The following is a 26,002-nucleotide window of genomic DNA, read 5'->3' as shown; positions in this document are numbered from 1 at the left end:
GTTTCATTTTTGAGCGACCGAATCGCTAGATTTTCCCAAATATATTCCAGCCAAAACCACAGAAAAAGCAAACCAATTAAACAAGCTCAAACTTTCCGAAAACAGCACCCAAGCCATAATAGCGGTAATTACGGGTTCTAGCAGCAGGAAAAAAGCTACAAATCCCGACGACAAACGACCGAGACTGTGGATGAGCAGTCCCTGACCGAAAGCTTGGCAAATCACCGCCAAACCAATAACAGTCAGCCATCCCTGCCAAGAATAAGGGAAAACTCGATCGCCCGCCAGCAGAACCAGTGGCAAAACCAATATACTGCCAATGAAACATCGCCATATCAATATAGTTGTTGCCGGAAACTTGGTTCGCAAATGTTCTGAAATTAGCAGATTTCCTGCATAAAACATCGCCGATAAAAGAGCAGCAATGTCACCGGCAAAATTGTCTCTCGCAGCTTGCAAATCGTCCATGCCGATCGCAATTGCGCCGGACAAAGCCACCGCCAGTCCCACCAAAAACCTGTTGTCAAAGCGCCGCCCCAACAGCAGCCATCCCCCCAAAGTAGTAAATAAAGGAGTTAAGTTTCGCAGTACAGTAGAATTAGCGACATTAGTCTGACTCAGCGACCAAGCCCAGAAACCCACAGAAGCAGAAGAAACCACGCCTACTGCTGTTAACAGCATCACATCTTGCAGAGTGTAGTTCGATCGCCCTTCAACTTCAGCCCCAGACATTCGGCGACGCGCAGCACCCGCACCGTTCCACAGTCCAAATACCACAGTTGCTATCCACAAACGGTTAAAAACAGTAGCATTCGGGCTGATTTCCCGTTCGCTCAACCTCATAAAAATCGCAGCCAGCGACACAGCCAGTAGCGCCGCCGACAGCGATGCGATCGCCCCAAATTTACCTTGACTGTCAGCTAATTCACCATTTTTTAAATTTTCCGGGCTTCCAGAAACAATACTTGTCTTTTCTTCAGTTATTAAGGCAGACTTTAACTCATTATCCTCCAAAATATTGCGTTGAAGTTCAATATTTTGCTCTGGTAATCCCAGTTTTTTTGACATTATTAAAAGTTCCAATGAAGGCAGAAGGCTGTTGTGTAGGGTGCGTGACGAAATAAAATTTGGGCGGCGAAGGGAGTGACTCAAAAGTCACGCACTCTACTTACTAGGGCTGCACAAACTATTTTGTATAGTTAACAGCAGCTTAGGTTGAAGGTTTAACAGAAAGCCTTGTCAAAGCCTCCTTCAGCGCGGGCGGCAATTGGCGGATAATCTTGCCCTTGTCGCGATCGACACCAACCAAAGTTACCTGTGCCGTCACATATAACTCCTGAGTATCAGCCGATCGAATTTCGTAATCCCAAAGCAGCCGCACACCCTCGCTAGCAGCTATCCGCGTTCTGACTGCCACAGATTGGCCCATTTTTACAGAGCGGTGGTAGCGCAGCGAAAGTTCCACCACGGGCAATTCCAAACCCTGCGCCACCCAGTCTGCATACTCGATGCCGAGAGAGCGCAAACTTTCCACCCTAGCTTCCTCCATCCAAGCCAGATAAGTCCCGTGCCAAACCACACCGCTGTAGTCAGTATGGTGAGGGTACACTCGCACCAAATATTCAAACCAGCCCTCAGAGTCGATCCCGCGGCGATTTTGAATGGCACCAGTCGGTGCGAGTTCTGGTTGAGTTCGATCGTTCTCTAACACGTTACAAATTGTTCCAAAACGCTACATTTCTACAAATCATAAAGCAAACTTCAGGCTTATGCTTGACATTAAGCAACTCGAGTACCAACGCCCTAGTTAGAGCGTCGCACAAGAAAACTCAACTATTTTTACCGCCAAAACTATGATAGAAAAAATTTTAGTAGCCGTAGCCGGTCGCGGCTTGTGCGAAGAGATGTTTAATATGTTGATGGACATCCCTTCCTTGCAACAAACCTCTGTCACCGTCTTGCACGTCGTGCCGCCCCAAGTAACTTCCGATGGCATGGCCGAGAAGTTGGAAGAAGGAGGCAGGATTTTAGCACAAGCAGTCCAGTCTTTGAAAATAGATCCCAGCAAAGTCAATCCCCGGCTCAAACAGGGAGACCCGAAAACAACAGTTTGCCAAGTCGCAGAAGAAGAAAAATCCGACTTAGTAATTATGGGTTCTCGGGGACTCGGACGGCTGCAATCGATTTTGGAAAACTCAGTCAGCCAGTACGTTTTCCAGCTAACATCCAGACCAATGCTGTTAGTAAAAGACGACATCTACGTCAAAAAACTCAAGCGCGTCATGGTGGCGATCGACAAATCAGAAGCTGCCAAACAGTCATTGCAGCTTGCGCTATCTTTGGTCAAAGGAGTCAGTGGCGGAGAGATAATTTTAGTACACGTCACCAAAGATTTGACGGGAAAATCCACCGAAGATTCAACAGCAAGTGCTGAAAAAGACTCGGTATTGGCTCCAGCAGTAGCAATAACGAAACAAATGGGAGTTAGCTACCGCTGTGTGAGTGCTACAGGCAAGCCAGGGGAAGAAATTTGTCGGATTGCAGACGACTTGAATGCCGATTTGTTGGTGATCGGTTCCCCGGATCGGCGGCCCAACGTTGCCAAAAGCTTTGTGGATATCGATCGACTCCTGGGAAATTCGCTATCAGACTACGTGCGAGTTTATGCCAACTGTCCCGTCTTGCTAGCCCGCACAGTCGCCTAGACTCTCATCGTTAACACTTAGCAGCCAACACTCAACATTTAACAAAAAAAGCGCCTCAGCAAAAAGCTGTTGGCGCTTTTTTTTGCAAGCAGCAAAGGCAGACAGAAATAGCAGCAGTTGCTAATCTTTTCTACCTTGACGGCTAGCTGTTTGAATGTACAGAATGATTAGAAAAACACTGGGAACCAATACAAAAAGAATGGTTGCCACAAACCCTAAATCGTTAACTTCCATGAAGACGCTCGCCTCTATCGGAAAATGGAAAAACACACACAACTAGGATATCACTCAAAGGCAAAAGGCAAACTCGAAGACAGAAGGAGAGCTTGCGGACAAGCGTCGAAACCCGGTTTCTGCCTGGATGCCTCGCTGCCCAATCTTTAATTTGTCGTAGAAACCAAGTTTCTTTTCCTAAGCTAGAAAAAGGCGTAATTATACAGTGAAATAGGAAAAAAAAACAAAATTCTTGCATTTTGCATTTTTCTTTCCTTCTGCATCTCTAGCATCCCTAGCGTTCAGCGTTGTGCCTTCTGAGAGTCACGGCTTAGTCTTCACGCTGACCTCGCCGTTGACCGTAGCTTGACAAGCCAACCGATAGTTTTCGGGCTTTTTCTTGAGCTTGCGGTTTTCAAAATCAGTGCGGGGCGACAGATTTTCACTTCCCTCGACAATTTCCACAATGCAGGTGCCGCATTGACCTATGCCCCCGCAATTCATCATCTTTCCCGAAAACGTGTACAAATCGATGCGGTTTTCTAGAGCTTTGAGCCTCAAATTCGCTCCGTCTGCTGCGATGACTTCCTGATTTTCCTTCACAAACTTGATATTGGCCATTGCCGATTCCTTAACGCAGTTGACATGGAACTCTCTTACAAAATATTAACTAATGTGTCGGACGTTTAATACCCGATGTCTAATTGCCTTGGTGATTAAAGGACGCGCGTGCGTAGCTATCGGGTAGGGAATTGTCCCAACCCAATCTCAAGGAGCATCCGAGAGGTTATTAGTGGGAAGATTGCTCACAGCCCGCTGAAGAGACGAAAGCCCCAGGTTGTAGGTGACAATTGCTGACAAGCGGTTTCTCTCAGCCCTAGTCAAATCAGTTTCTGCCTGAATCACATCCGTCTGAGTACCCACGCCAGCTTGAAACCGCAGTCTCGCCAGACGCAGAGCTTCCCTTGACTGCAAAACTCCCGCCTCAGAAGTTTCGATATTCTCAAAACTCGACTCCAAGCCAAAATAAGCTTGTTCCACTTCCCGACGCACCTGGTTGCGGAGTTGGTCGAATCGACTTTCGGCGATCGTAATCTCAGCATCCCGCTGTCTCGCCCTGGCGTTCGCCGCGCCCCCGTCGAAGATACTCCAAGTCAGACTCGCCCGGATCGAATACCCGTCTGCCCAGCCGCGAGCAGCATACGGGTTCGGGTTATCAGGGTCTTGTCCCAGTACGTTGTAACTACCCCCAACGCTCAGTTGAGGCAAACGCCCCGCCTGAATCGATCGCCTCTGCTGCTTGCTGATATCCCTCTGCACCAACTGCTGTTCCAACTCGGGGCGATTCCTAAAAGCCTGCACGATACTCTCTTCCAAAGACAGCCTCCAAGAGCCCGCTTGCTCTACCGGGTCAGCCGCTGTCAAGTTCGCCGACTGGCTGATATTCAAAATCTCAGCCAGACGCCGCTGGGCAACTCGCTGATCGCGACGGGCAACTGACAGTTGTTGCACTTCGTTAGCCAAATTTGCCTGAGCCTGCAACACAGCAAACCGGGTTCCCACCCCGGCCCGTTCCAAAGCTTCGGCATCCCGCAAACTTTGCTGGGCATTTCTGACCGAAGCTTGGCGGATGGCAACTTGTCCGTCCGCGTTTTGCAAGGTGTAGTAAGCCTCAGCAGTGTCGAAGCGGAGTTGCTCGGCTTGGCGTTCCACATCCAGTTCCCGAAGGCGCAACTGTTCCTCTGCCGCGCGGATGTTAGCGTTCCTGCCTCCGAACAAATCGATGTTGTAGCTCAACTGCAAAGTGCTGTTGAGACTGTTGCTGCCGAAATTTGTGCCGGCTTGGAGGGGGGGCTGCCCGGTTCCGTTAGCCCGAGAGTTGAACTGGCGCTGCGTCGCCCGGATTCCGAGTTCTCCGCCGGCACTCACAGAACGGCTGGCGTCCATTTGAAAATTCAGGTCGGGATACAGAGCAGCTTGCTGTTCGCGCAAAGCGGATCTGCTTTGTTCCACTTGCTGTCCGGCGATTTGCAAAACTTGGCTGTTGCGGCGGGCGAGGTCGATCGCCTGCTGCAAGGTAATTGACTCTGTTTGCTCGATCCTGACATCCTCGGGGTTTGTCGGAAACAGCAGCGGATTCGGGTTGGGTTCCAGGGAAGCCGGAGGGTTGGTGTCTAAAATGCCCCTCGGAGTGAGAGGGGGGAAACTTTCGTTCGGAGTGCCCCGGATAATTTGTACCGGGGAACTCGGCACAGGAACATTGTTGAGAGGGCTCGGGGAAGGCTGCTGAGCGTCTGTCGGTCCCAAACCTCTTATAGGTGTCGAACCTGCCTGAGACAGAGTTGATGGGGAAGCCGGAGCAGCCTGTTGAGGCTTTGATGCTTGCTCGGGCTTGGTTGGGGGAGTTGATGCGATCTTCGCTCCCCCTTGCTGCTGAGACTCGGAGGTTGGCGGGTTAAGGGCGATCGACTGTTCGGGATCTGAGGCTGATTCTGGCGCTGCGTTCGAGGTCGATCGAACATTCTGCCCTAATTCGAGCTGATTGCTAAGGGCTAAACTGTCCTGAGATTGAGCCGGAGGCTGTGCTGAAGCACTCTGTGCGGCGTTGCTGAAAGTAATTGCAGCGCCCACTCCGACTACGATGATTTGACGAAAAACACGCATAATTTTTTAATTACTCTGCAATCCTAGAGACAATTTTAGAGCAAGATTGAGGTCTCAAGTTTCTAGTCTGTAGCCTGAACTCGACGGTTACAAGTCACAATTACCATACTCATCTTAACTTTTGAATGTTCGATTCAAAATTTAGAATTTAACTTCAGCAGTTGCCAGACCGATCGCCGCCGAGATTAGTTCCTCTACTCCGCTAACCGGCAAAATCCGGGTTTTCAGCAAGCTGGCGAGCTGTTCGAGAGTCATGTCGTCGAGAAAACGAGGTTCCCCCTGTTTTAGCATCACCGACGGCAGCAGGATGCCATCTCCCAAGTCTCGCCCCTGCAAAGCTTCCAGCAAATCTTGCCCGGTGAGCAAACCCGTGACAGTGATAGTTTGTCCCCAGTAGCGGCTGCACAGTGCTGCCATGTTGACGGACAAGCCGGGAATTTGGTTTAGTTGTTGTACGATCGGCTCAAAAGCTTTTTCTACAGCATTCCCCACCACCCAAACCAACTTTCGCGCAGGCTCGACTTGCATCGGTTGCAGCTTCTCAAAAGCCGTTTCAAACTGCTGGATAAACTGGCGGATTGAACCCACACCGTTACCAATTTGGGGATAATCTTCGTAATCAGCAGCCGACGGCAAATCTAAACCAGCTATTAAAAACCACTCGTCAGCCAGCCAAATACAGCGCGATTTTGAATTCTGCTTTTTCGCCTTTGGGCCGCCCTTTCCTTTACTCAAAAGCACTTGAATTTTCTGCACTTGCTCGATTACTTCTCGCGCTTTTTCCGCAGTAACTGCGATCAGTTCATCTTCCGCTGGGCGAAAGCGAGTTAAACCCACGGGCACTACAGCCACCGATGCTACAGCGGGATTATTTCCGGTATGAAACTTTGCCAAATCTAACAAAGTGCGTTCTAAATGTTCGCTATCATTAATACCGGGACAAACAACTACTTGAGCGTGAATTTGCAAGCGGCGTTCTTGAAACCATTTGATTTGTTCTAAAATCTTGCCAGCGCGGAGATTTTTTAACAGCCTAATTCGCACTTCCGGTTCGGTAGCGTGCACCGAAACATAGAGAGGAGAAAGCCGCATTTGTTCGATTCTGTCCCACTCTTTTTGAGTCAGATTTGTGAGAGTGAGATAGCTACCGTAAAGAAAGCTGAGGCGGTAGTCATCATCTTTTAGATACAAAGTTTCGCGCTTTCCCGGAGGCTGCTGGTCGATAAAGCAAAAAGGGCAGCGGTTGTTGCACTGAATTAGTCCATCGAAGAGAGCTGTTTCAAATTCCACTCCCAAGTCTTCGTCATAATCTTTTTCTATTTCTAACTTGTGACTTTTGCCTTTGGCATCTAAAACTTCTAGTTCAAGAAATTCATCGGCGCACAGGAATTGATAGTCGATCAAGTCGCGGGGTTTTTGACCGTTGACGGCGACGATTGAGTCTCCTGGTTCAAATCCGATTTCGGCGCAGATGCTGTCGGGGATAACTTTGGTGATCAGGGCGGGCCGGATTGATAAGTCGCTCATAAGTTCGGGATTAATTATTGGGTGAAATTGAGTTCTTTACAGAGTTTTTTGAGGTTTTCATGTGTAAATATAACCCTCGTACTATCTTCCATTCACCTGTCTCAATTATACAGGTTTAGTTTAGTTTAAAAAGCTGAATCGGACTAGGACTGTATCACTATCCACAGCAAAAGCGCGAACCATTCATTTTATTAGCAGCAACAGGTTTATTCCTATTAGCCCTTGCATTCCGTACTGTCGATCGGGCAATTTGCCCTTTCTTGTCAAGTGGGACTCATTTCCTGTGGCATCTTTGTAATGGTGTTTTCCTGTACCTGTCAGCACGAAGTCCGATCTTAAATTGTCAGAAAAAACTCAAAACTAAAAGTAGAGGAGCGTAACATACAGCAGATTCCATGTTGATGAAGTACACCGTAAGAACGATGGAGCGAGGTAGGGACACGGCAGTGCCGCGTCCTCTATCTGTGCTGATTATCGTCCTGCTTTGCACGGGAATAATAATATATCGCGCCTACTCACTCTCAGGTTCCTACGATCGCATACCACAAACTCAGCATCAGGCACAAACTCGCTAAATGTTGTGGAATCAAAGATTTAATTGAGCGCTTGGCAATTTGTTGAGTCACAAATATTGTAACTAATAATGATACAATCAAAGTTAAACCTTGCAAGAAACTAATCACCGCTGGATCGCCAATAAAACTCGGTAAATCGTCTCTAATTTGTCCGAAAGTGGCAAAAGCTACAGGAATCACTCGACCGCCTTCCTGCAAACCCAATCGCCAATAGTGAGCCAAACTACCGCCCCAGACTAAGGGTAAATAACCGTAGGCGAGAGAGACAAATGAGAGGGGTTTGTAGGTTGTAAATGGCATGGTTTCTGCTTGTCCCAATCGATAAATTGCCTGCATGATTGCGTAGGCAATTAGGGGAATCATCGGCGGGATAATTAACACTGCGATCGACAGTCCTAAATGAGGTAAAAATTGCTCTAAATTGATGCCCAGCCCCAACCAACTATTTATCTCCGGCAAGCGATGCAGATAAATACCGCCTAATAATAGAAATAACAGGGCAACTTCATAACTGTGAGGAACGTGGGTAGTCCATAATTCGATGCCGGGAGGGCGCAGATTTAATTCTACCGATCGATGCGGACAAGCTTTCAAGCAAGTCATGCACAACACGCAATCTTTATTATCGGTTAATTGGGCGGGATGGGAATAGATCGGACAGCCATTAGTAGTTAATCCTTCCCCCAAGCCGGGGCCGCCTTTGTAACATTGGTAGGTGCTGCATTCCGCCGCGCAGGTTCCTTGTTGGGCGCGCAGTTCGATAATTGAGAGTTTAGCAAATAATCCATTCATTCCCCCGATCGGGCATAAATAACGACACCAAAATCGCCTCTCGAAGATTAGGGAAAAAATTACCGCTCCGGCGGTGATGAGCAACAACAAACAACTGGATAAATAGGCGGTATTTTCTAAATTCCACAACTCTTCCCACAGAAATATCAGAGTAAATAGTCCAAATAGAAGCCAGCCACCCCATTTTTCGGCTCGTTGGCGCGGCCATTTATTGAGAGTTCGAGGGAAAATTTTTAGCGATAGTTTTTGGACGATTTCCCCATAAATCATAAAAGGGCAAAAAGCACACCACAATCGCCCGATGATGGGGAATAATAATAAAATTAACGGCCACCACCACGCCCAAAAGATATTTAGGGCAAAATTATGTTGTCGATCTTGGGGAGCAACAAACAGGATAATTACCACCAATGCAAACACCCAGGTGGTAAACCAATAATTCACGCGATCTGGATACCAATCGCTCCGTAAAAATTGCCGAAATTTTGGATAAATATTTAATAAATTCACCCGAAACTTTTGTTTCTTCGCTGCCTGGGCCCAAAACACTTCTTCAGTTAATACCTTACTCCCCTGTGCTTGAACTAAGGCGCGATCGACCATTCCCTGCAATTCCTGCAAATTACCTGGAAAATCGTAGGCTTGTAAGCGGCGAATTGCTTCCGGTGTAACTTTGGGCTTGACTAATTTCTTTTTGCGACCAATGATATTGAGATAATAGTTGACTTGTGCCTCTAAATCTGTTTTTCGCACCCGCAAGGATGGGACTTTAATCTTGTGTTGTGTCAGCTTATCTAGCTTGGGCTGCACAATTTCTGAGATTAAAATTATCCGGGCCTTACTAGAACGCGGTGGTCGCGGTATTTGTCCTTCCTTGACAACTGGCGTATAGGTTCCCTCGGTTAATAATTGCTGAATTTGGGGGCATAATTGAGCGGGTAATTCTTGCACGTCATTTAAAATTAACGTCCCTTCTCCCAACCATTCCAACAGCCCCGGTTTGCCGCCCAACCGCCCGAATAATTCTGCTCCATTGCTCTGAAGTAAAGCACTTTTAATCTGAATAATTGGCTCGTTGCGGCGATGGGAACCGAAATGAATTAAAGCAGCTAAATTATCTTTTTCTAAACCAGGTTCGCCAGAGATTAATACCGAGCGGCTGTCACTCGATGCCGTGCGAATTTGTTGGCGCAATTTCACTGCATAACGACTATTGCCAATGACTCCTCGTTTCGCCCTAGGTACTAGATAGCTGCGGAGGGCATTTTGACGCTCTCGTTCGTAGGCAATTTCTGCTTCTAGCTGCTCTAATTTCGCCGCCAAACGTTGAGCGTAGGCTTCGGCGATCCGTGGATATCTTGCTAGCAAACCACGCCAGCGATCGGCACTAATTACCCAAAATTGACACTCTGTCCGAGCAATAATTCGACTATCCGCAGGTTGCGATCGTTGAAGGGCCGATAAATTGACGATCGCCCCCGGTAATAAACTACTCCCCCACATTAAACCCGGTTGTTTGCGGTGGTATCGATCGGCTTGTCCTCGTTCTAGGATATAGAGATTAGTGACGGGCGTATCTTCTATTACCACTCGAAATCCAGGGGGAAAAGTTGTCATCTCCATTTCACCCGCGATCGCCTGTAAAATCTCGCGGGATAATATGCCTAATTCGGTGCTCGATTCGAGCCAGTTAACTAATGTTTCGGTAGACATCGCTTAGTGTCGGCGAAAGCCGAATCGTGGTGGTTGGTGTAGGATATATATTTTTGGGCGTTGCTGATTTAAGGTATGACTGGCTCAATATGCAAGTCAGAGAAACCAGTATCCACAAAACTTCGGGATTTTCAAGTTACTTTTTTCATACCCTGATTAAGCAACGCCCAATATCGATAGCTTGTTAAATTTGTGCAGTCATAGTGAATCCTCCATTTAAAATTTTCGATTTTTAATTGTTACTCACTTTTGATTATTTGGCGAACGTGATTTAAATGCTGAACAGCTTATAACGGGGTTTAAGAATAGTCATTGCAGTTCCCTGTCATAGTAGACTTAATTATACACTTTTAAATTGCCATAAGAATGAAGGAAACTTTAGCCGATCGCGATCGGGAGCTTGGCTTGACGCACATTATAGGAATTAGCAGCAGCACTTGAATTGCGATCGGCATTACCTAATTCCATTTCCCGCTAACTATAGCTTTGCTTTCTCGCCAACAATCACAGCGATCGGAACCGCATAATGAACTTCATTTCCTCGTTCATGTGCGCCAACCCCCAGATTGTCAACACCAATATCCTCTCTAAAAATTTGTCGCACCTTATTGTCATCGCCGGGATTTGGGAAAGAAGCAGCTAACTGCTGTTCAAGCTCTAATTCTACCTTGTAAAATGCCAAGTTGATATTTTGAAGATTGGCATTCGCGACTAATTGGGGCAACTCTTCCAGAGTCAAGGCGCGAGTATGAGATGGATCGCGCAACTTCTCAATCCGGTCATAAGCATTCACTTTATCCGGTGGCATCGCAACATCAGCAATCAGAATTCGACCGCCCGGACGACACACGCGAACCATCTCCGACAACACAACATCTGGCCGCAAAAAATGATGGAAAGCGTAACGACTCAGAACAATGGAAAAACTATCATCCGCAAATGGTAGCATCTCGATATCGCCTTCCTGCCATGAGAGATTAGTCAAGTTTTTTTGCTGTGCCAAAATCTGGGCTTGTGCGATCATTGCTGGTGTTAAATCAATGCCAATAACGCGACTGGAAACCGCAGCAAAAGCACAAGCAACAATACCCGGGCCGCAAGCAACATCTAGAACTGTGTCTTTGTCAGAAACACTCGCCATTTCTATGAGCAGGTACAGAGACTCTTGATTTGTGTGAGCGTACAATTTAGAGAATGGAATTGCCTGACGAGTGAACTGGTCGATGATGGATTCCTGATGTGCGGTCATAGTTTAGGATGTGGCTAGCGGAGAATGTTTACAGTTTAACTTGTCTAGGCTGAATTTGGCGATCGGGCGATCGCTAAATTCATCCTAGGCGAGTGAATTGTCTTTAACAGAATTGACTTGTGTGGTTACTGAATAAACAGCATTATATTTTTTCCATAAACAGTCCTGCAATCTGCACATTAAAAGTGATTCCCGATCGCCGAGGCTGCCATCCGAGTCGCACCGCTTGCCCTATCCATTGTGCTGCATCAGAGGGTGTTACTGGTTTCACTTCGTTAATATCCACCAAACATTGAGGATGAGGTCGATCGGTGAGGATAACTAACACCGAACCCTGTTTTTCAGCGTGTTCGACACCAACATGAATATTTCCGCCAGCGTAGCATGATTGCGTATAAGTAGCTTGTCTTCGGATTAGCCAGATGAAAGGCTGCCCATCAACAATTATTTTTCTTGTTCCTTTTTTCGGTATTGACATAGTTTGCTAAAGTCGATCGCCTTTACAATCAGGCTCAGTTCTGGGTTGTGAATTAATCTGAGCTGTGAGAGAATATGTATCAAAAATATGTATTTATGAAACTCAAAATTTTGAAGGGACTCCTGACAGGGTTAGTTGTTTCTGCCAGCACAACAGCGCTCTTTTGTCAACCCAGCCGTGCGGGGAATCATAGCTTTTTGTGCAACGGTACTCTCAAATATATTAGCACTGGGATTCTGAACGGAGAACCAGTTTTCAATCAGGGGATTCCGATTAATACCAGTTTGAGATTATTAGCATCAGCTCAAGTGGATGTAGGGGTAAAGATTCGCAGTGCGTCTGCGGCGGCTGCGCCCAAAGCTGAGGATTTCTTTATTCAGGGTGAGGAAAAATATGAAAAAGGAGATTATCAAGGCGCTATAGCCGCTTACACTCAAGCCATCGCGCTTAATCCTAATTATGCAGAAGCCTACAACAACCGGGGAAATGCCCGCTATATTTTAGGAGACAATAAGGGTGCTGTAGCCGATTTCAACGAAGCTTTGCGAATTAATCCTAACTATGTAGAAGCCTACATCAGCCGGGGAAATGCCCGCGATGACTCAGGAGACAGCCAAGGTGCACTCGCCGATTACAACGCAGCTTTACGAATTAATCCCAACGATACCTCAGCCTACTACAACCGGGGAGTTACCCGCTATCGTTTGGGAGACAACAAGGGTGCTGTAGCCGATTACACCGAAGCTTTGCGAATTAATCCTAACTATGCCTCTGCCTACAACAACCGGGGAATGGTGCGCTCTCAATTAGGAGACAGCGAGGGTGCTGTAGCGGATTTCAACGAAGCTGTGCGAATTAATCCTAACTTATCCCAAGCCTACGGCAACCGGGGACTTGCCCGCTATAGTTTAGGAGACAAGGAAGGTGCGATCGCGGATTTCAACCAAGTTTTACAAATTAATCCTAACGATGCTCTTGCTTATTACCACCGGGGGAATATCCGTTATGTTTCAGGAGACAACCAGGGTGCACTTGCCGATTTTAACGAAGCTTTGCGAATCAATCCTAAATATGCGCAAGCGTACATCAACCGGGGGAATGCCCGCGATGATTTAGGAGACAGCCAGGGTGCTGTAGCCGATTACAACGCAGCTTTGCAAATTAATCCTAACTTTGCCGGTGCCTACTTAAACCGGGGCGTTACCCGCTTTCGTTTAGGAGACACGCAAAGTGCTGTAGCCGATTACAACGCAGCTTTGCGAATCGATCCTAACTTAGCCGGTGCTTATTTGAGCCGGGGACTTGCCCGCGCTAAAGAGGGAGACAAACCCGGGGCGATTCAAGACTTTCAGAAAGCAGCAGATTTATTTCAGCAGCAAGGCGATCAGAGTAACTATGAAAAAGCCATTAACAATCTGAGGAAACTTCAATAAACTGCAAAAACTCCCCAAAGGTCGATCGCACTACTAATCGCTAAAAAATAGAATACCCAGAGTCCCGACTTCTTTAAAAATTTGAGGATCTAATTAAACATTATCAGCATCAGATAGTTTAAATTTTTTTGTATTTTTTGTTACTCTAGCCCGTCTGAATGAGCTGTGTAAATAAAAGAAAAGTGGTAAGCTCAAATTCACGAAAAAAAGGGGTCAGACAAATCGTTCGCCTTCCTCTTTAACGGCACGCGCGCACATTTTATCTAAATCGTCCGATCTAAGTTTATTTTAGACTGCATGAATAGATTCTCTGGCTGTTGAGGTTTCCGACTTTCTTTCATTCATAATAATTTTGTAATTCGGCGTTCTAGTTCTTAATTCTACCGAGTTCAGAGCGACTTATGTCGCTCCTACTGCTCTCGGATTTACTTTTTAAATATTGTTCACTGCCCCACCTGCAAGAGCGGTCAAAATGGCGACGCCAAATGCCAGCCGATACCACACAAACACCCACGTATTTTGAGTTTGCAGGAACTTCATCAGCCACGCGATAGACAAATAAGAAAACACAAATGCCGAAATCGTTCCCACTATAAAAGCTGCAACTCCAGCATCGCCGATTCCTTCTCCCAAAGCACCCTTCAATTCCACTAATCCAGCCAGAGTAATGGCCGGAATTCCCAATAAAAAAGAAAACCGCGCGGCCGCGGGTCTTTCTAATCCCATAAACAATCCTGCTGTTAGGGTAGAACCCGATCGCGAACACCCCGGAATCAATGCAATTGCTTCAGCTAATCCCATCAAAATGCCGTCTGGGACAGTTAACTTTTCAAAAGGGCGCGAGCGCCTGCCAGTTTTTTCTGCTATTGCTAACAGCAGCGACATGACTATCGAAGCAATCGCGATGCTGGCTAAACTTCTGAGTGGCGACTTGTCAAAATCTGGAACCAATGCCTTGATTAGCAGCCCAAAAAAGACTATAGGTATTGTTCCCAAAACAATTCCCAATGCGATCCGAAACTCTTGCGATTTGTAGTCGCGCCGCACCAGGGCATCTACAGCACCAAAAGTTATATTTGTCAAGTCTTTCCAGAAATACCAAAGCACTGCAACAATGCTGCCCAACTGAATAACAGCAGTATAAGCAACCCCCGGATCGCCCCATCCTAGGGCGATCGGCACTACCTTCAAATGAGCGCTGCTGCTGATGGGCAAAAACTCTGTTAATCCTTGTACAATTCCTAAAACAATCGCCTGCACCAGATTGATTTGAGCGGGCCCGGCAACATCAGCCGCGGGCGTTTGGGCGAGGAGTGCCTCAAGCAAAGCTATCATTAGTTGTGAATTCCCAGTTATCAGTTTCTAGTAATCAGTTGAATTTAAGAGGATGTTTTAAAAGTCTGGTCAGGTATAATTTAGCCCTGATGATTGGGCTTAACTGAGACGATAAATCAAGGTTTGGGCCCGTACTTAGATGCTTCTTTGTGCCAACTATGAGGTCAAACGACCCTTTTAAAACATCCTCTAAGATCTTGCACTCTTCTGGGAAGCTAGAAGCCCACCCCACCAAAAATAAATTTTATTGTGGCGCGGACACTTCCAGCCCGCCCTAGTTCTCTTCGGTCAGTAGAATCACCGTGTCGATCGCTACAACAAGCAAAATATGATAGTCGATCCGAAACTACTTTAACCTACTCAACAACATTTGCCTACATTGGGGTGATAAAATTATCAAAGTTTTTGCATCGGATTTCGCCAGCATACAGCAACTGCCAACAACCTATGATACTTCCTGACAAAAAAAAATCAATTGTTACTGCTGCTTCTGGCCTGGGCTTGCTGCGGCGAATCTTGTCAGCCAGTCTTTTAACAGTGGCGATCGCACTTAGCTTGATACTGCTAACCGGCACGCCACCAGCCTTCGCAACTCTCACAGACGATCGCTATGACGGTACAATCTTTGCCCTCTACGCCGGCAACGGTTCCCTAGTTCCTCCTAAAGTCAAACTCACAGATTCTTTCAAACGCAATAAACCCGTATTGTTAGTGTTTTACACTGACGACAGCAGCGACTCCAAGCAATACGCGATCGTCGTCTCTCAACTCCAGGAATTTTACGGCCGCGAAGCCGATTTTATGCCTATAACAGTTGACTCTTTGCCTCCGCAACCGTCACCGAAACTCACCGAACCGAGCCATTACTACGAAGGTTACGTACCTCAAACTGTCATTCTAGACCAATCGGGAAAAGTAGTTTTTAACGAGAAAGGACAAATACCCTTTGAACAGGTAGATGATGCTTTTCGGAAAGTATTTGACTTGCTGCCCAGAGAAAAATCACTCCCGCGCAAACGCCGTGTCGTGAACGAACTTAACGTCGAATTGTCGACGAAGTAAAATATTGCAATAAGAGGACACGGCACTGCCGTGTTCCTACCCGGATTAATTGTATAAAAACTGCGCTGCCGTCTCCTGATTGTATGTAACATTAATTCCCATAGTACCGGATTTAATATAACAGCTATTCAATCAATTCAACCTCAAAAATGAAGTCAGCAATAAAAGTTTTATTAATGGCTGTTTTGACTGTATTGTTAGTTTTAGAAACAGCAGAAATCGGGCGAGCAATAATTAGTGCTTTTGGTAACAGCAGTTCCCGCAAACCTTTAGCTTTCAATCAATATACAGGCGTCGCCTATCTCGAACCCACTCAATGTACGGGTTCGCTGCTAACAGGAGGATTGTACGTTCTCACGGCCGCCCACTGTCTGAACGGAGGCGGAGTCAAGGTTCCTGCAGAAACGGCAATCAAAGCAAATTTTAAATTGCCTAGCGGTGAAGTTAGGATCTCTGTTAGCAATTATTATATTCATCCGGGTTGGAATGGTTATGAGTCAGAAGTTGGCAACGATATTGCTATTTTAAAACTGAAAAGGGTCGCACCAAAAAGTATTCAACAGTACGATATAAATAGAAACAAGAATGAAGTCGGCAAAGTATTGACAAAGGTGGGATACGGATATATAGGTTTAGGTGCAAAGGGACAAGATGAAAATTCTAATTCTGAGGCAAAAAGATATAGCGGACAGAATCGCTATGATGCTTTAATTGATGTTTTGAAAGATGCTACAGAATCAGATATGTCCGATTTGGTTTTGGGAAGTCAATTAATCTTTGATTTTGACGATGGAAGTGCGGAACGGGATACTTTGGGGAGGCATTTTCCGAAGTTGCGCGATCGAGGTTTGGGGAAAAATGAGATAGCTACGGCTAGCGGAGATTCCGGCGGGCCTTCGTTTGTCGATGGGAAGATTGCGGGGATTAGTTCTTGGGGTTATAGCGATCGGGGATTTTTCAAAACAAACATCGCCGATATTGATAAAATTGACGACAATGGCAGTTTCGGGGAAATTTCCGGCGACACGCGGGTATCGTTTTATGCTAATTGGATTGACAAGATGACCAAAAATCCCTCCTAGGCATTTTTAAAATCCCTACTAAATAAAAAACGTAGCGCGTTAACGCCACGCTGCCAACAATTAATTAGTTCGATCAATTATATCACGAGCGTTTCAATCCCTCAAGTCTCAGGCAAAATAGATCAGAACCGTTTAACTTCAAATCATGACCAAAACCTTAATTCCCGTAATTCTCGCCGGCGGTAAAGGCGAACGTTTCTGGCCACTAAGTCGCAAACAGCGGCCCAAGCAGTTTTTGAGTCTCGACGGTAGCGGCAAGAGTTTGCTGCAAGCAACTGCCGATCGACTATTAACATTAGGTAACGGTTGGGACGATTTGTGGGTGGTAACGTCGGAAATGTTGGCGGCGGGAGTCCGCGAACAGTTGCCGCTGCTGCCTCCTGAGAATTTGCTGGCGGAACCAGAGGGTCGGGATACGGCGCCGGCGGTGGCCTGGACTGCTATAGAAACTGCGAAGCGTTACGGTGAGGATGCGGTGGTTGGTTTTTTCCCGGCGGATCACTGGATTGGGGAACCGGAGGAGTTTGAGAAGACTTTGGAGGCGGCGGCTGATTTGGCGAGAAATCAGGATGCGATCGCCACTTTGGGAGTAAAACCGAGTTATGCTTCGACTGGTTACGGCTACATCGAACAAGGCGAGGAAATTGGCAGTTTTGGGGGTTTTCCGGCCTATCGGGTGGCGAGGTTTACGGAAAAGCCCGATCGCACAACTGCTGAAGAATTTGTAGCCAGCGGCAAGTTTAGTTGGAACGGCGGAATTTTTGTATTTCGAGTCGGAACAGTCTTGACAGAATTGCGAAATCATGTACCGGAAATGATGGCAGCTTTGGAGGCAAAAGGCGCGCAGGCGTACTCAGAATTACCCAAAATTAGCATCGATTACGCGCTGATGGAGAAGACGCAAAAAGCCTGTGTTCTGCCCGTAGGCTTTAGCTGGGACGATTTGGGAGATTGGAATGCGATCGGCCGTTTGCTGCAAGGAGACAAGCCCAATGTGGAGTTAGCAAAACACGTCGGAATTGACACCAAAGGCGGGATTTTCTATGCAGCCGATGAGAATGAGGTCATTGTCACCATTGGTTTAGAAGATGTGGTAGTTGTCAGAGATGGCAATGTGACTTTGATTGTGAAAAAAGAGAGGACGCAGGAGATTAAACAAGTAATTAAGGTGTTGGGAGAAGATGACAAGTTGAAAGATTTGTTGTGATGTAAGTACGGCACAGATTGGGCAGGCGAATACAAAGGATTAATCACTCTTTATCCAGAATTTCGTTTTTTAATCTGTGTCGTACTTTACTATTCTACTTTTGTTGTTCGCACTTCCACAGAAGCCATTTTTCTAGCAGAGTCATAATTAAAGCCTTTGCTTCTGATAGTGGCATAGGTTCTTTTGGTGGATCGTTGTTGTTGTTATCGACACCATGGCGTGCATCATCACCAATTGCCCTTTGACTATTAGCAGTATGCGTGAATAGGCTAATCTTATTTTTAGTCCACTGTTGAATCTTTTTTTTACCAGCATCATTCTGGACAATTTCATAAACTTTGTAAAGATTAATCCAGTTAGGTTCAAACTCCGTAATTTGTCTGAAAACATTTTTAACTATCTCGTCTTCTTCTGCCAGCTTCATCCAGGAGTCAAACTCTAAAATAGGGATTATATCTTGACCGCCTTCTAGTTGGATAGAAACAGAACAACTTGAACCAACGTTAATTGTGGCTGAAAGCGCACGCCACCCATGACGCTTACCTTCTTCGTCAACTTCGTAGATCATATCAGGCTTAAGAAGTGGAAAATCTGTAAATTTAATCCTTGCAACAGCACTTATGTCTCGAAGAGGTTTAGTAGCTTCCCAATATACAGCAGAGTGATTCGTTAGTGATTCCCAGCGCGAAGAAGTTAGGTAATATTTACTATTGTCTGTGATTAAGCTAAATTCATCTGATGAACGCAGCAAGTTCGACAAATTGTCAAAATCAGACTTTTTAACATCTTCTAGTAAAACTAGCCATTTCATTGAAAAAACCTCCTAATCCTAATTTTGAATAAAATACAACTTTATAAATCAACTCGGCTGGACGGGATCACCCTCGCAAGTAGTCTGGGGCGACTTTCGCCATGAAATCTCGTTTGCGACTTCCCGTTAAATTTTGGGCTGCATCGAGGAATCTCGCGAATCATTGCATCACTCAGTATCTTCTGGCTTTTTTGCGATTTTAGGAGAGGCAATCGCCAATGGTGGCATTGCCTCTCCTCTATTGGGCCTGGGACTTTATTTTTTCCCAAGTCCCCAACTGCGTAAACGCGCTTTACGTCCACCTCCCCTGGCACGCTGACGGGGTTGCTGGAACAAGCGCCGGCTCATACAGCGCAAGGCGCCGCAAGAGGGCATCCAAGGCTTTCTGGTTTAATTCGGTCATCGCCCGCAGGAATCGGTCAAGGTGAGCGCGTACGTTCCATGTTGAGCCTTCCCCTCACCCTGTCTCGTTCTTCCTATTCTCTCCTATTTCGCAACAAGCCTATAAATTGAAGTGATTGATTTGATAAAAAAGAACATTTGCTCTTATGAGTCGAGGTTGACTAAAGTAAAGCCATGAAAGAAAAACGCCAGCGAACATTAACCAGTCAGCTTCAACTAGACTTTCACCCGTGAGGTTTGCCATGAAATCCACTCAATCCAAAAGCGTTAATCCAAAAGTGAAAACCGCCAGCCATCAAATGCCTTTACAGCTTACCCTTCAAAAACCAGAGGAAAAAGCCTTAACTCGCGGACAGCATTTAGCAGATACCCTAGCAGCGAAAGTGGGTTCGTGGCCGTTTTTGATTGGACAGACAGTAGTCCTCGCCGGGTGGGTGGGCGCGAACCTGACACCGGGCCTTCCTCACTGGGATCAGCAGCCCTTCATCCTGCTCAACTTAGTATTCTCTTTTGCCTCTGCTTACACTGCACCGATTGTGTTAATGAGTCAAAACCGCCAGTCGGATGACGAACGCGAACAAAATCTCTACAATCATCAAGTTAATCTCAAAGCTGCTCACGATGTGGTATTACTGCACGAAAAGATCGATCGATTAAGCCACCACATTCCTGACTTAATGGAAAAGCTCAATCAGCAACAGCCATCTGTCAGTCCCATCAAAGTGATGGTGATGCCAGCCCCCGTTAAGGCAATTACCGAAGGTAATGAAGCAGCTAAGCCGTCTGCTTCCGATCGGAAGCAGAAGCCTGAGGTTCCCATCCTACTTCCCCAAGTATTTAAATCGAAATTTGACTCATCTAAATATGCAGAAGTGATGCCAATTTTACTTCCTACTCAAAAGCCCTTAACACATTCGGTATCCGCGTCAACCTATTTCAAGCTGTGACAATCGACTTTATTACTCAGTGAATGAGAGCGTCAGTTTAGCCAATCTGTCAAGTAACACTTTTAATACATAAAACTCCTCAAGATCAATTAATTTTCGGCACTTTTCCAGCAATCCTACCATCACCATCTAGGCAGTTAGATATGAACCCCTTGATTACCGCTATTTCCACAGGTTTTACAGCTTTCACCGCCACAAATTTAGATGATATTGTCATCTTGCTGCTGTTTTTCTCCCAAGTCAATGCTGTTTTTCGGCGCCAACACATTGTTACAGGACAATATCTTGGCTTCGCAGCACTGGTGCTGCTTAGTCTTCCTAGCTTCTTTGGCTGTATGATGGTGCCGCGCCCTTGGGTGGGGATCTTGGGGTTAGTACCAATTGCCATTGGAGTCAGCCGCCTGGTTAATCGAGATACAGAGGCGGATGATGAAAATACAGCTACAGATTCGCCTCCATCCACTATCTTTGCTAGTATTTTATCGCCACAAACTTATAGTGTAGCTGCGGTTACATTTGCTAATGGAGGTGATAATGTGGGGATTTATGTCCCGTTGTTTGCCAACTGCACTTGGGATAGCCTGCTAGTGATTCTGAGCGTCTTTTTCTTGCTAGTGGGTGTCTGGTGTTATGTGGCGTATCAACTAACTCGCATGAGCGCGATCGCGACCCTACTTGTCCGCTACGGTAATTCCCTTGTTCCCTTCGTTCTAATGGGTCTGGGTACGCTGATCCTGCTCGATAGCCATACTCTAGAGAATCGCGATTTAACGGTAGTTACTTTAGCTATCAGTTGCTTGTGGCTGCTGATATTGCTTAAAGACAGTTATCAATCGTTAGAGACTGCACCTAAAATCGAAAAATTTGAGGTAAACTAGGGTTCAAGTTTCCTCCACTTTGCTGAAGTTGAAAAATAATTTATAATTTCAGCAAAGTGGAGGGGTTTTCTAAGAACAAACTCTGATTTCTTACACAAAGGACAACAAAAATGAGCAAGTTTTTCAAAGTAATTCTGGTGGCTTTAGTGCTTTTCGTAAACTTAGCTGTAGCTCAGCCTTCTTGGGCCGGCAAGGATTTCACAAAGGGGGCTGACTATGCGGAAGTGACACAGGAATTGAATCAACTTTTGTCAGCTCAGAGCGATCCTTCGACTGCGGGTTATACACCTGAACAGTACCAACAGCGGTTGGGAGAATTGCAAATGCAGAAGTACGTGATCGAAACTGCTAAAAAGCGGGCTCAGTGTCGTAATCAAACTGGGCAAACGCTGGCAGTTTATGCGAATAAGCAGAAAAAATCGCCGACGCAACTTTATTTCCTGGCAGCCGGTGAGATTACAGATGATGATTGGGATTGCGATGGTATTTACTTGCCAGCAGAGACTCAAGCTACTTTAGGCCCGGCGACTGAGCCACTTTCTTTGGCTGAACCGGTTGCTATTAAGGTTGTAGATGGTACGCAGCTAGTTGCTACAACGAATCCAGCAACGGGTGGTATTCAATTGAATGTTGCCCCTGCTAAAGTTTTTAAAGCGGGTGAGACAACTTGGGCCCTACCCTCGTTTTCTCAGGCCCAGATTAATGCACAAGTTCCTACGCCGCAACTGATTGATTAATCCTTCTTTAGGAACGCTTAATAGTTGGGGACTTGGGAAAAAATAAGGTCCCAGGCCCAAAAGAGGAGAGGCAATGCCACAATTGGCGATTGCCTCTCCTCTTTTTTAGATCGCAAAAAAGCCAGAAGATGCTGAGTGATACAATCATTCGCGACATTCCTCGATGCAGCCCAAAAGTTAACGGGAAGCCGCAAGCGGTCAACTCGGCTGCAAATATGACGTGGAAGGGACTCAAAGCAATTGTACATTTGCTAGAAACGACCTATGAAAAAGGGATTAACGTTCTATCTCAGGAACTAGAAAAGTACCTCCGCTTCTGGCTTCGCTCTTCCATCCTGCCTAAATCGGATATCGCAATTGTTCCCACTTGATTGGGATTTTATTTAATCGCCAGTCGCTTTCTGGTAAAAATACTTTAGGCTGTTTCTCAATCAACTTATTCCACTCTGCGGAATCGACAGAGGGCAACATCTTTTCAATATATTTTACAACTAGGGAATGCAAAATATTTTTTCCATTCTATAGACAATCCTGTGCAATTCAATTTCTTATAACTATAAGTAGCACAGGATTTTAGCTACACAAACTAACAACAAATAAGAAAAATATTCATCAGCAACCTGTATCTGATTATCAAATGCTGTAAGAGTGTAAACGATGAGGAGTATGCCAAAGCCAAAAATCGATCGCCCCCACACCCCAAAGTTCTCACGCCCATTCCCACTATTTCGCCCAAGTTATTCCCCAAGACACTGGTCAGCCCGGTCAACAGCGCTATCCTAGTAGTTATATAGCCCTTAAACCCGATCGACCCGGAGGCCCCTTGTTCAGCCTAGTTCAAAACACTTCTCGCAAAGGAGAAATTCTAGAGGTCGTCTTCCGCAACGGTTGGGACTACATGAAAAGCCTCCTAACCGGTCGCAAAACCGACGCACCCAGTCTCCCAACTCCAGCAGTTCTCCGCAATATCCTCGTCGAATTAGGCCCAGTTTTTGTCAAATTGGGGCAATTGCTGAGCACCCGTCCCGACCTTTTACCTGCCACCTACATCGAAACACTCTCCACGCTGCAAGCGGAAGTACCGCCCGTACCGTGGTCGGAAGTAGAAGCAATCGTCCGCCAGGAACTCACACAATCTCTCGAAAATACCTTCGCCAAATTTAACACTGAAGCCGTCGCCGCAGGTTCGATCGCCCAAACCCACAAAGCTACTTTAAAAGATGGTCGCGAAGTCGCCCTCAAAGTTCAGCGCCCCGGTATTGATATTGTCATCGAACAAGATATCGCCGTGCTCCGAGGTTTGGCAGAACTTGTGATGCTCACAGACTTCGGTCAACAATACGATATTGTCGCCTTAGCAGAAGAATTTGCGATCGCCCTGCGTGCAGAACTAGACTTCATTCAAGAAGCCAGCTACACAGACGAACTGCGCCGCAATTTATCTAAAAGTAAATGGTTTGACCCCACACAAGTTGTCCTACCAGAAATTAACTGGGAGTTAACTACAAAAAAACTTTTAGTAATGGAGTGGCTGAACGGAGTCCCGATTTTGTTAGGCGATTTGCAAGGAATTCGCCACAAAGGAGATGTAAATGCCGAACGCGAAGAAATTACAACGCTGCTTTGCCGCGTTTTCTTCCAGCAGTTGTACATCGACGGATTCTTTCACGCAGACCCGCATCCCGGCAATTTATTTTATCTCAAAGATGGCCGGATAGCCCTGCTAGACTGCGGCATGGTCGGCAGATTAGACCCGCGCACTCAGCAAAATTTGACAGAAATGTTGCTGTCAATTGTCGATTTAGATGCTCAGCGCTGCGCTCAATTAACTTTGGAAATGGCAGAATTTGCTCAGCCGACAAGTTTAGTTAATCTAGAGAACGATTTAGCTCGAATGCTCCGCAAGTATTACAATGTGAGCTTGTCGCAAATGAACTTGTCGGAAATTTTTTATGAGGTGCTGGAAATCACCCGCAAAAATAAAATTCGGCTGCCCAGCAATCTCGGTTTGTATGCAAAAACTCTAGCTAATTTGGAAGGACTGGCGCGCTCTTTTAATCCGCGGTTTAATATTGTAGAGCAGGTGAAACCGCTGATGACCGATATGTTTCGGCGTCAGTTATTAGGAGATGACCCGGTGCAAGCTCTGCTGAGAACTGCCCTGGATCTGAAAAGCTTATCTTTGCAATCTCCGCGACAGGTGGAAGTGCTTTTAGACCGGGTTACTTCGGAAACTTTGAAGTGGAACTTGACACTAAAAGAACTCGATCCGCTACGCCGCACTCTGGGGGATTCTGCGAACCGACTTTCTTTTAGTATTGTTGTGGGTTCGCTGATTATAGGGGCTGCAATTATTTCTTCTAACGCGCAAACTTCTCAGCTATCTTTTCTGAGCACTGGTTTGTTTGGGGCGGCGAGTTTTTTGGGTTTTTGGTTGATTATTAGCATTCTGCGATCGGGTCGTTTGCGCAGTTGATTGGAAAAGGGAAAGGGGGAAAATTAGGAGATATAGCTATCCATTCGGAAAACGCGCAACTGGCTTTTTTTGTGAACGACGAACCGCAAAGACTTTCTTGACGGCTATGTTGAGAAGAGAAGAGAAAGATTTCACAATTGATGCAAGGAGTGCTATAGCATCCTCAACAGTTAAGCAACATCTCTGACTTAAGATAGGCGATCGCCCGCAGCAGCTAAGTCTAAGCTAGAAATTGTTCCATAAACCTAATTGAGGAAAAAAAGATGAGTAGCGGTCACGCCAGCCATAAAGGCTCTTCCACAAAACCCAATACCAACACTAACGGTCAAATTACATCCCCTGCTGACCAACCCGCTGACCCGCTAAATCAAGAAACATCCGGTTATCCGTTCCATAACGAAGCAATGGAAAATCCTGTTGCCACCGCGCGGCCCGACGAAGAGGCTGAGTCTGGCGAAGAACAGCAATAGTTATATCGATTAAATTGGCATCGATATGCTATCTGCGACGCGGTTGATTAGAGGTTTGATAAAAATTAGGTTTCTACTAATTACATCTTGCACTTCCAGAGTCCGCCAGCGATTTCAATCTCTGCCGGACTCTTTAGGCAGGTTTAGTAGTACCTTACAGCTTCACGACAAAGGACTAAAGTCCTTACGACAAAACTATTTAACCTAAAATTCAAGTTAGGAATTATTGATAAATGAGCGGGATTAATCAAGTATTGGAAAAGGACAAATTGCCGGAATTGGGATTAGTCTGCATTACGACTTCTGATGCAGTTCGCTTTCGTACTGTCACGCGGAAGCGACTTTTACAGCTTTCGGAAATTGAACAAGAAACGGTATTGCGCGAGCTTTATGCAGACAACTTAAAACGACTTGACAAAGCGATCGACTTCTGTTCTGTTAATCAGATAAAGCTCTACCGCATGACTTCTGCACTGTTCCCTTTTGCAGATACAGATTTGGGGGAAGCAGTGCTACACTCCATGACTGAGGAATTGCGGAATACCGGCGATCGCGCTTTGTCTTTGGGCATCCGCTTGGTACTCCACCCGGATCAATTTGTCGTCCTGAGTTCCGACAAGCTTTCTGTGGTTGAAAACAGCATTAAAATTCTTGCGACTCATGCTTTAATTTTAGATATGTTGGGACAGCCCCGATCGCCCCAGGCACTGATGAACATTCACGGCGGCAAGAGCGATCGCACTTCGCAGCTCAAATCAGTCATCCGCGACTTGCCAGAATCCATTCGATCGCGCTTAACCTTTGAAAATGACGAATACGCTTACAGTTCCTCGGAAATTTTAGAAGTTTGTCTCGATACCGGCGTACCAATGGTTTTTGACGCCCACCACCACGTCATTCACGAACATTTAGAAACTTACGACGATCCCAGCGTTCCCGAAATGCTCGCAGCAGCCCGCACAACTTGGTCTGTTCCTGAATGGCAATTAGTACACATATCGAATGGCAGAGAATTTTTTGCCGATCCGCGCCACAGTGATTTAATTACAGAAATGCCTAATTGCTATTATCAAGCTCCTTGGATTGAAGTAGAAGCTAAATTCAAAGAATTAGCGATTGAAAAGTTGCGCGCCGAATGGTTGTCTGCGAATGTTCCACAATTTAGCAATGTCTCTTAGGGTGGGGTTTTCAAACCATCTTTGCCTAACACCAATAATCTCGAAAACCCGCCCCGCCCAACGGTAAA

General features: G+C 46.1%; 24 protein-coding genes. 13 read left to right on the top strand and 11 right to left on the bottom strand.

The window, feature by feature from the left end; genetic code table 11:
• Positions 1 to 3: 3 nt before the first annotated feature.
• Positions 4 to 1,068, bottom strand: a complete 1,065-nt coding sequence (locus QUA54_RS04530) for a DMT family transporter (protein ID WP_333413548.1) — start codon at positions 1,066 to 1,068, stop codon at positions 4 to 6.
• A gap of 142 nt (positions 1,069 to 1,210) precedes the next feature.
• Positions 1,211 to 1,711, bottom strand: a complete 501-nt coding sequence (locus QUA54_RS04525; RefSeq protein WP_333413547.1) for a thioesterase family protein — start codon at positions 1,709 to 1,711, stop codon at positions 1,211 to 1,213.
• A 142-nt stretch (positions 1,712 to 1,853) separates the two neighbouring features.
• Between QUA54_RS04525 and QUA54_RS04520 the strand changes: the two genes are divergently transcribed.
• Complete coding sequence (locus tag QUA54_RS04520; protein ID WP_333413546.1) at positions 1,854 to 2,705, top strand: universal stress protein; 852 nt, start codon at positions 1,854 to 1,856, stop codon at positions 2,703 to 2,705.
• 120 nt (positions 2,706 to 2,825) lie between these two features.
• Here the strand turns inward: QUA54_RS04520 and psbM are convergent, their stop codons facing one another.
• Positions 2,826 to 2,939 carry a photosystem II reaction center protein PsbM gene (gene psbM, locus QUA54_RS04515; RefSeq protein ID WP_015177760.1) on the bottom strand — a complete coding sequence of 38 codons (114 nt, stop codon included), beginning with the start codon at positions 2,937 to 2,939 and terminating at the stop codon, positions 2,826 to 2,828.
• Positions 2,940 to 2,963: 24 nt separating this feature from the next.
• Here psbM and QUA54_RS04510 point away from each other — a divergent pair, with 24 nt between their 5' ends.
• Positions 2,964 to 3,089: a hypothetical protein gene (locus QUA54_RS04510; RefSeq protein ID WP_333413545.1), complete on the top strand. Its 126-nt coding sequence runs from the start codon at positions 2,964 to 2,966 to the stop codon at positions 3,087 to 3,089.
• A gap of 153 nt (positions 3,090 to 3,242) precedes the next feature.
• Here the strand turns inward: QUA54_RS04510 and QUA54_RS04505 are convergent, their stop codons facing one another.
• From QUA54_RS04505 to QUA54_RS04480, 6 genes are all read right to left on the bottom strand, one after another.
• On the bottom strand, positions 3,243 to 3,539 hold the full coding sequence (locus QUA54_RS04505; protein ID WP_333192449.1) for a 2Fe-2S iron-sulfur cluster-binding protein: 297 nt from the start codon (positions 3,537 to 3,539) through the stop codon (positions 3,243 to 3,245).
• Positions 3,540 to 3,686: 147 nt separating this feature from the next.
• Positions 3,687 to 5,582, bottom strand: a complete 1,896-nt coding sequence (locus QUA54_RS04500) for a TolC family protein (RefSeq protein ID WP_333413544.1) — start codon at positions 5,580 to 5,582, stop codon at positions 3,687 to 3,689.
• Between the two features lie 141 nt (positions 5,583 to 5,723).
• On the bottom strand, positions 5,724 to 7,109 hold the full coding sequence (locus QUA54_RS04495; protein WP_333413543.1) for a TIGR03279 family radical SAM protein: 1,386 nt from the start codon (positions 7,107 to 7,109) through the stop codon (positions 5,724 to 5,726).
• Between the two features lie 521 nt (positions 7,110 to 7,630).
• Positions 7,631 to 10,189, bottom strand: coding sequence for a sigma 54-interacting transcriptional regulator (locus QUA54_RS04490; RefSeq protein ID WP_333413542.1), 2,559 nt, complete (start codon positions 10,187 to 10,189; stop codon positions 7,631 to 7,633).
• Positions 10,190 to 10,667: 478 nt separating this feature from the next.
• Entirely contained in the window at positions 10,668 to 11,438 is a 771-nt protein-coding gene (locus tag QUA54_RS04485) for a class I SAM-dependent methyltransferase (RefSeq protein ID WP_333413541.1), read from the bottom strand.
• A gap of 142 nt (positions 11,439 to 11,580) precedes the next feature.
• The gene (locus tag QUA54_RS04480; protein ID WP_333413540.1) at positions 11,581 to 11,916 is read right to left on the bottom strand and encodes a hypothetical protein; all 336 of its coding nucleotides are present in this window, start codon (positions 11,914 to 11,916) and stop codon (positions 11,581 to 11,583) included.
• A 74-nt stretch (positions 11,917 to 11,990) separates the two neighbouring features.
• On the opposite strand from QUA54_RS04480, the gene QUA54_RS04475 reads away from it, so the two are divergent.
• Entirely contained in the window at positions 11,991 to 13,349 is a 1,359-nt protein-coding gene (locus tag QUA54_RS04475) for a tetratricopeptide repeat protein (protein WP_333413539.1), read from the top strand.
• 432 nt (positions 13,350 to 13,781) lie between these two features.
• Here the strand turns inward: QUA54_RS04475 and QUA54_RS04470 are convergent, their stop codons facing one another.
• A complete protein-coding gene (locus QUA54_RS04470; RefSeq protein ID WP_333413538.1) occupies positions 13,782 to 14,684 on the bottom strand; it encodes an undecaprenyl-diphosphate phosphatase in 903 nt (300 codons plus the stop codon).
• Positions 14,685 to 15,131: 447 nt separating this feature from the next.
• Between QUA54_RS04470 and QUA54_RS04465 the strand changes: the two genes are divergently transcribed.
• From QUA54_RS04465 to QUA54_RS04455, 3 genes are all read left to right on the top strand, one after another.
• Entirely contained in the window at positions 15,132 to 15,746 is a 615-nt protein-coding gene (locus QUA54_RS04465; protein ID WP_333413537.1) for a thylakoid membrane photosystem I accumulation factor, read from the top strand.
• Between the two features lie 149 nt (positions 15,747 to 15,895).
• The gene (locus QUA54_RS04460) at positions 15,896 to 16,828 is read left to right on the top strand and encodes a trypsin-like serine protease (RefSeq protein WP_333413536.1); all 933 of its coding nucleotides are present in this window, start codon (positions 15,896 to 15,898) and stop codon (positions 16,826 to 16,828) included.
• A gap of 145 nt (positions 16,829 to 16,973) precedes the next feature.
• Entirely contained in the window at positions 16,974 to 18,035 is a 1,062-nt protein-coding gene (locus QUA54_RS04455; protein ID WP_333413535.1) for a mannose-1-phosphate guanylyltransferase, read from the top strand.
• 94 nt (positions 18,036 to 18,129) lie between these two features.
• On the opposite strand, the gene QUA54_RS04450 is transcribed toward QUA54_RS04455, so the two are convergent.
• Positions 18,130 to 18,846, bottom strand: coding sequence for a hypothetical protein (locus QUA54_RS04450; protein ID WP_333413534.1), 717 nt, complete (start codon positions 18,844 to 18,846; stop codon positions 18,130 to 18,132).
• 644 nt (positions 18,847 to 19,490) lie between these two features.
• Here QUA54_RS04450 and QUA54_RS04445 point away from each other — a divergent pair.
• The 7 genes from QUA54_RS04445 to uvsE all read left to right on the top strand — a co-directional run bounded on the left by QUA54_RS04445 (position 19,491) and on the right by uvsE (position 25,934).
• Positions 19,491 to 20,195 carry a DUF1003 domain-containing protein gene (locus QUA54_RS04445; RefSeq protein ID WP_333413533.1) on the top strand — a complete coding sequence of 235 codons (705 nt, stop codon included), beginning with the start codon at positions 19,491 to 19,493 and terminating at the stop codon, positions 20,193 to 20,195.
• Between the two features lie 143 nt (positions 20,196 to 20,338).
• Positions 20,339 to 21,073 carry a cadmium resistance transporter gene (locus QUA54_RS04440; protein WP_333413532.1) on the top strand — a complete coding sequence of 245 codons (735 nt, stop codon included), beginning with the start codon at positions 20,339 to 20,341 and terminating at the stop codon, positions 21,071 to 21,073.
• Positions 21,074 to 21,183: 110 nt separating this feature from the next.
• Positions 21,184 to 21,810 carry a hypothetical protein gene (locus tag QUA54_RS04435; RefSeq protein WP_333413531.1) on the top strand — a complete coding sequence of 209 codons (627 nt, stop codon included), beginning with the start codon at positions 21,184 to 21,186 and terminating at the stop codon, positions 21,808 to 21,810.
• Between the two features lie 128 nt (positions 21,811 to 21,938).
• On the top strand, positions 21,939 to 22,181 hold the full coding sequence (locus QUA54_RS04430) for a hypothetical protein (protein ID WP_333413530.1): 243 nt from the start codon (positions 21,939 to 21,941) through the stop codon (positions 22,179 to 22,181).
• A gap of 452 nt (positions 22,182 to 22,633) precedes the next feature.
• Positions 22,634 to 24,286, top strand: coding sequence for an AarF/ABC1/UbiB kinase family protein (locus tag QUA54_RS04425; protein WP_333413529.1), 1,653 nt, complete (start codon positions 22,634 to 22,636; stop codon positions 24,284 to 24,286).
• 263 nt (positions 24,287 to 24,549) lie between these two features.
• Positions 24,550 to 24,756, top strand: coding sequence for a hypothetical protein (locus QUA54_RS04420; RefSeq protein WP_190661448.1), 207 nt, complete (start codon positions 24,550 to 24,552; stop codon positions 24,754 to 24,756).
• Between the two features lie 233 nt (positions 24,757 to 24,989).
• The gene (gene uvsE, locus QUA54_RS04415; protein WP_333413528.1) at positions 24,990 to 25,934 is read left to right on the top strand and encodes a UV DNA damage repair endonuclease UvsE; all 945 of its coding nucleotides are present in this window, start codon (positions 24,990 to 24,992) and stop codon (positions 25,932 to 25,934) included.
• Positions 25,935 to 26,002 lie beyond the last annotated feature (68 nt).

This window comes from Microcoleus sp. MOSTC5 (assembly GCF_036701825.1).
GTDB lineage: Bacteria > Cyanobacteriota > Cyanobacteriia > Cyanobacteriales > Microcoleaceae > Microcoleus > Microcoleus asticus.
This window is presented reverse-complemented; position numbering and strand designations above follow the sequence as displayed.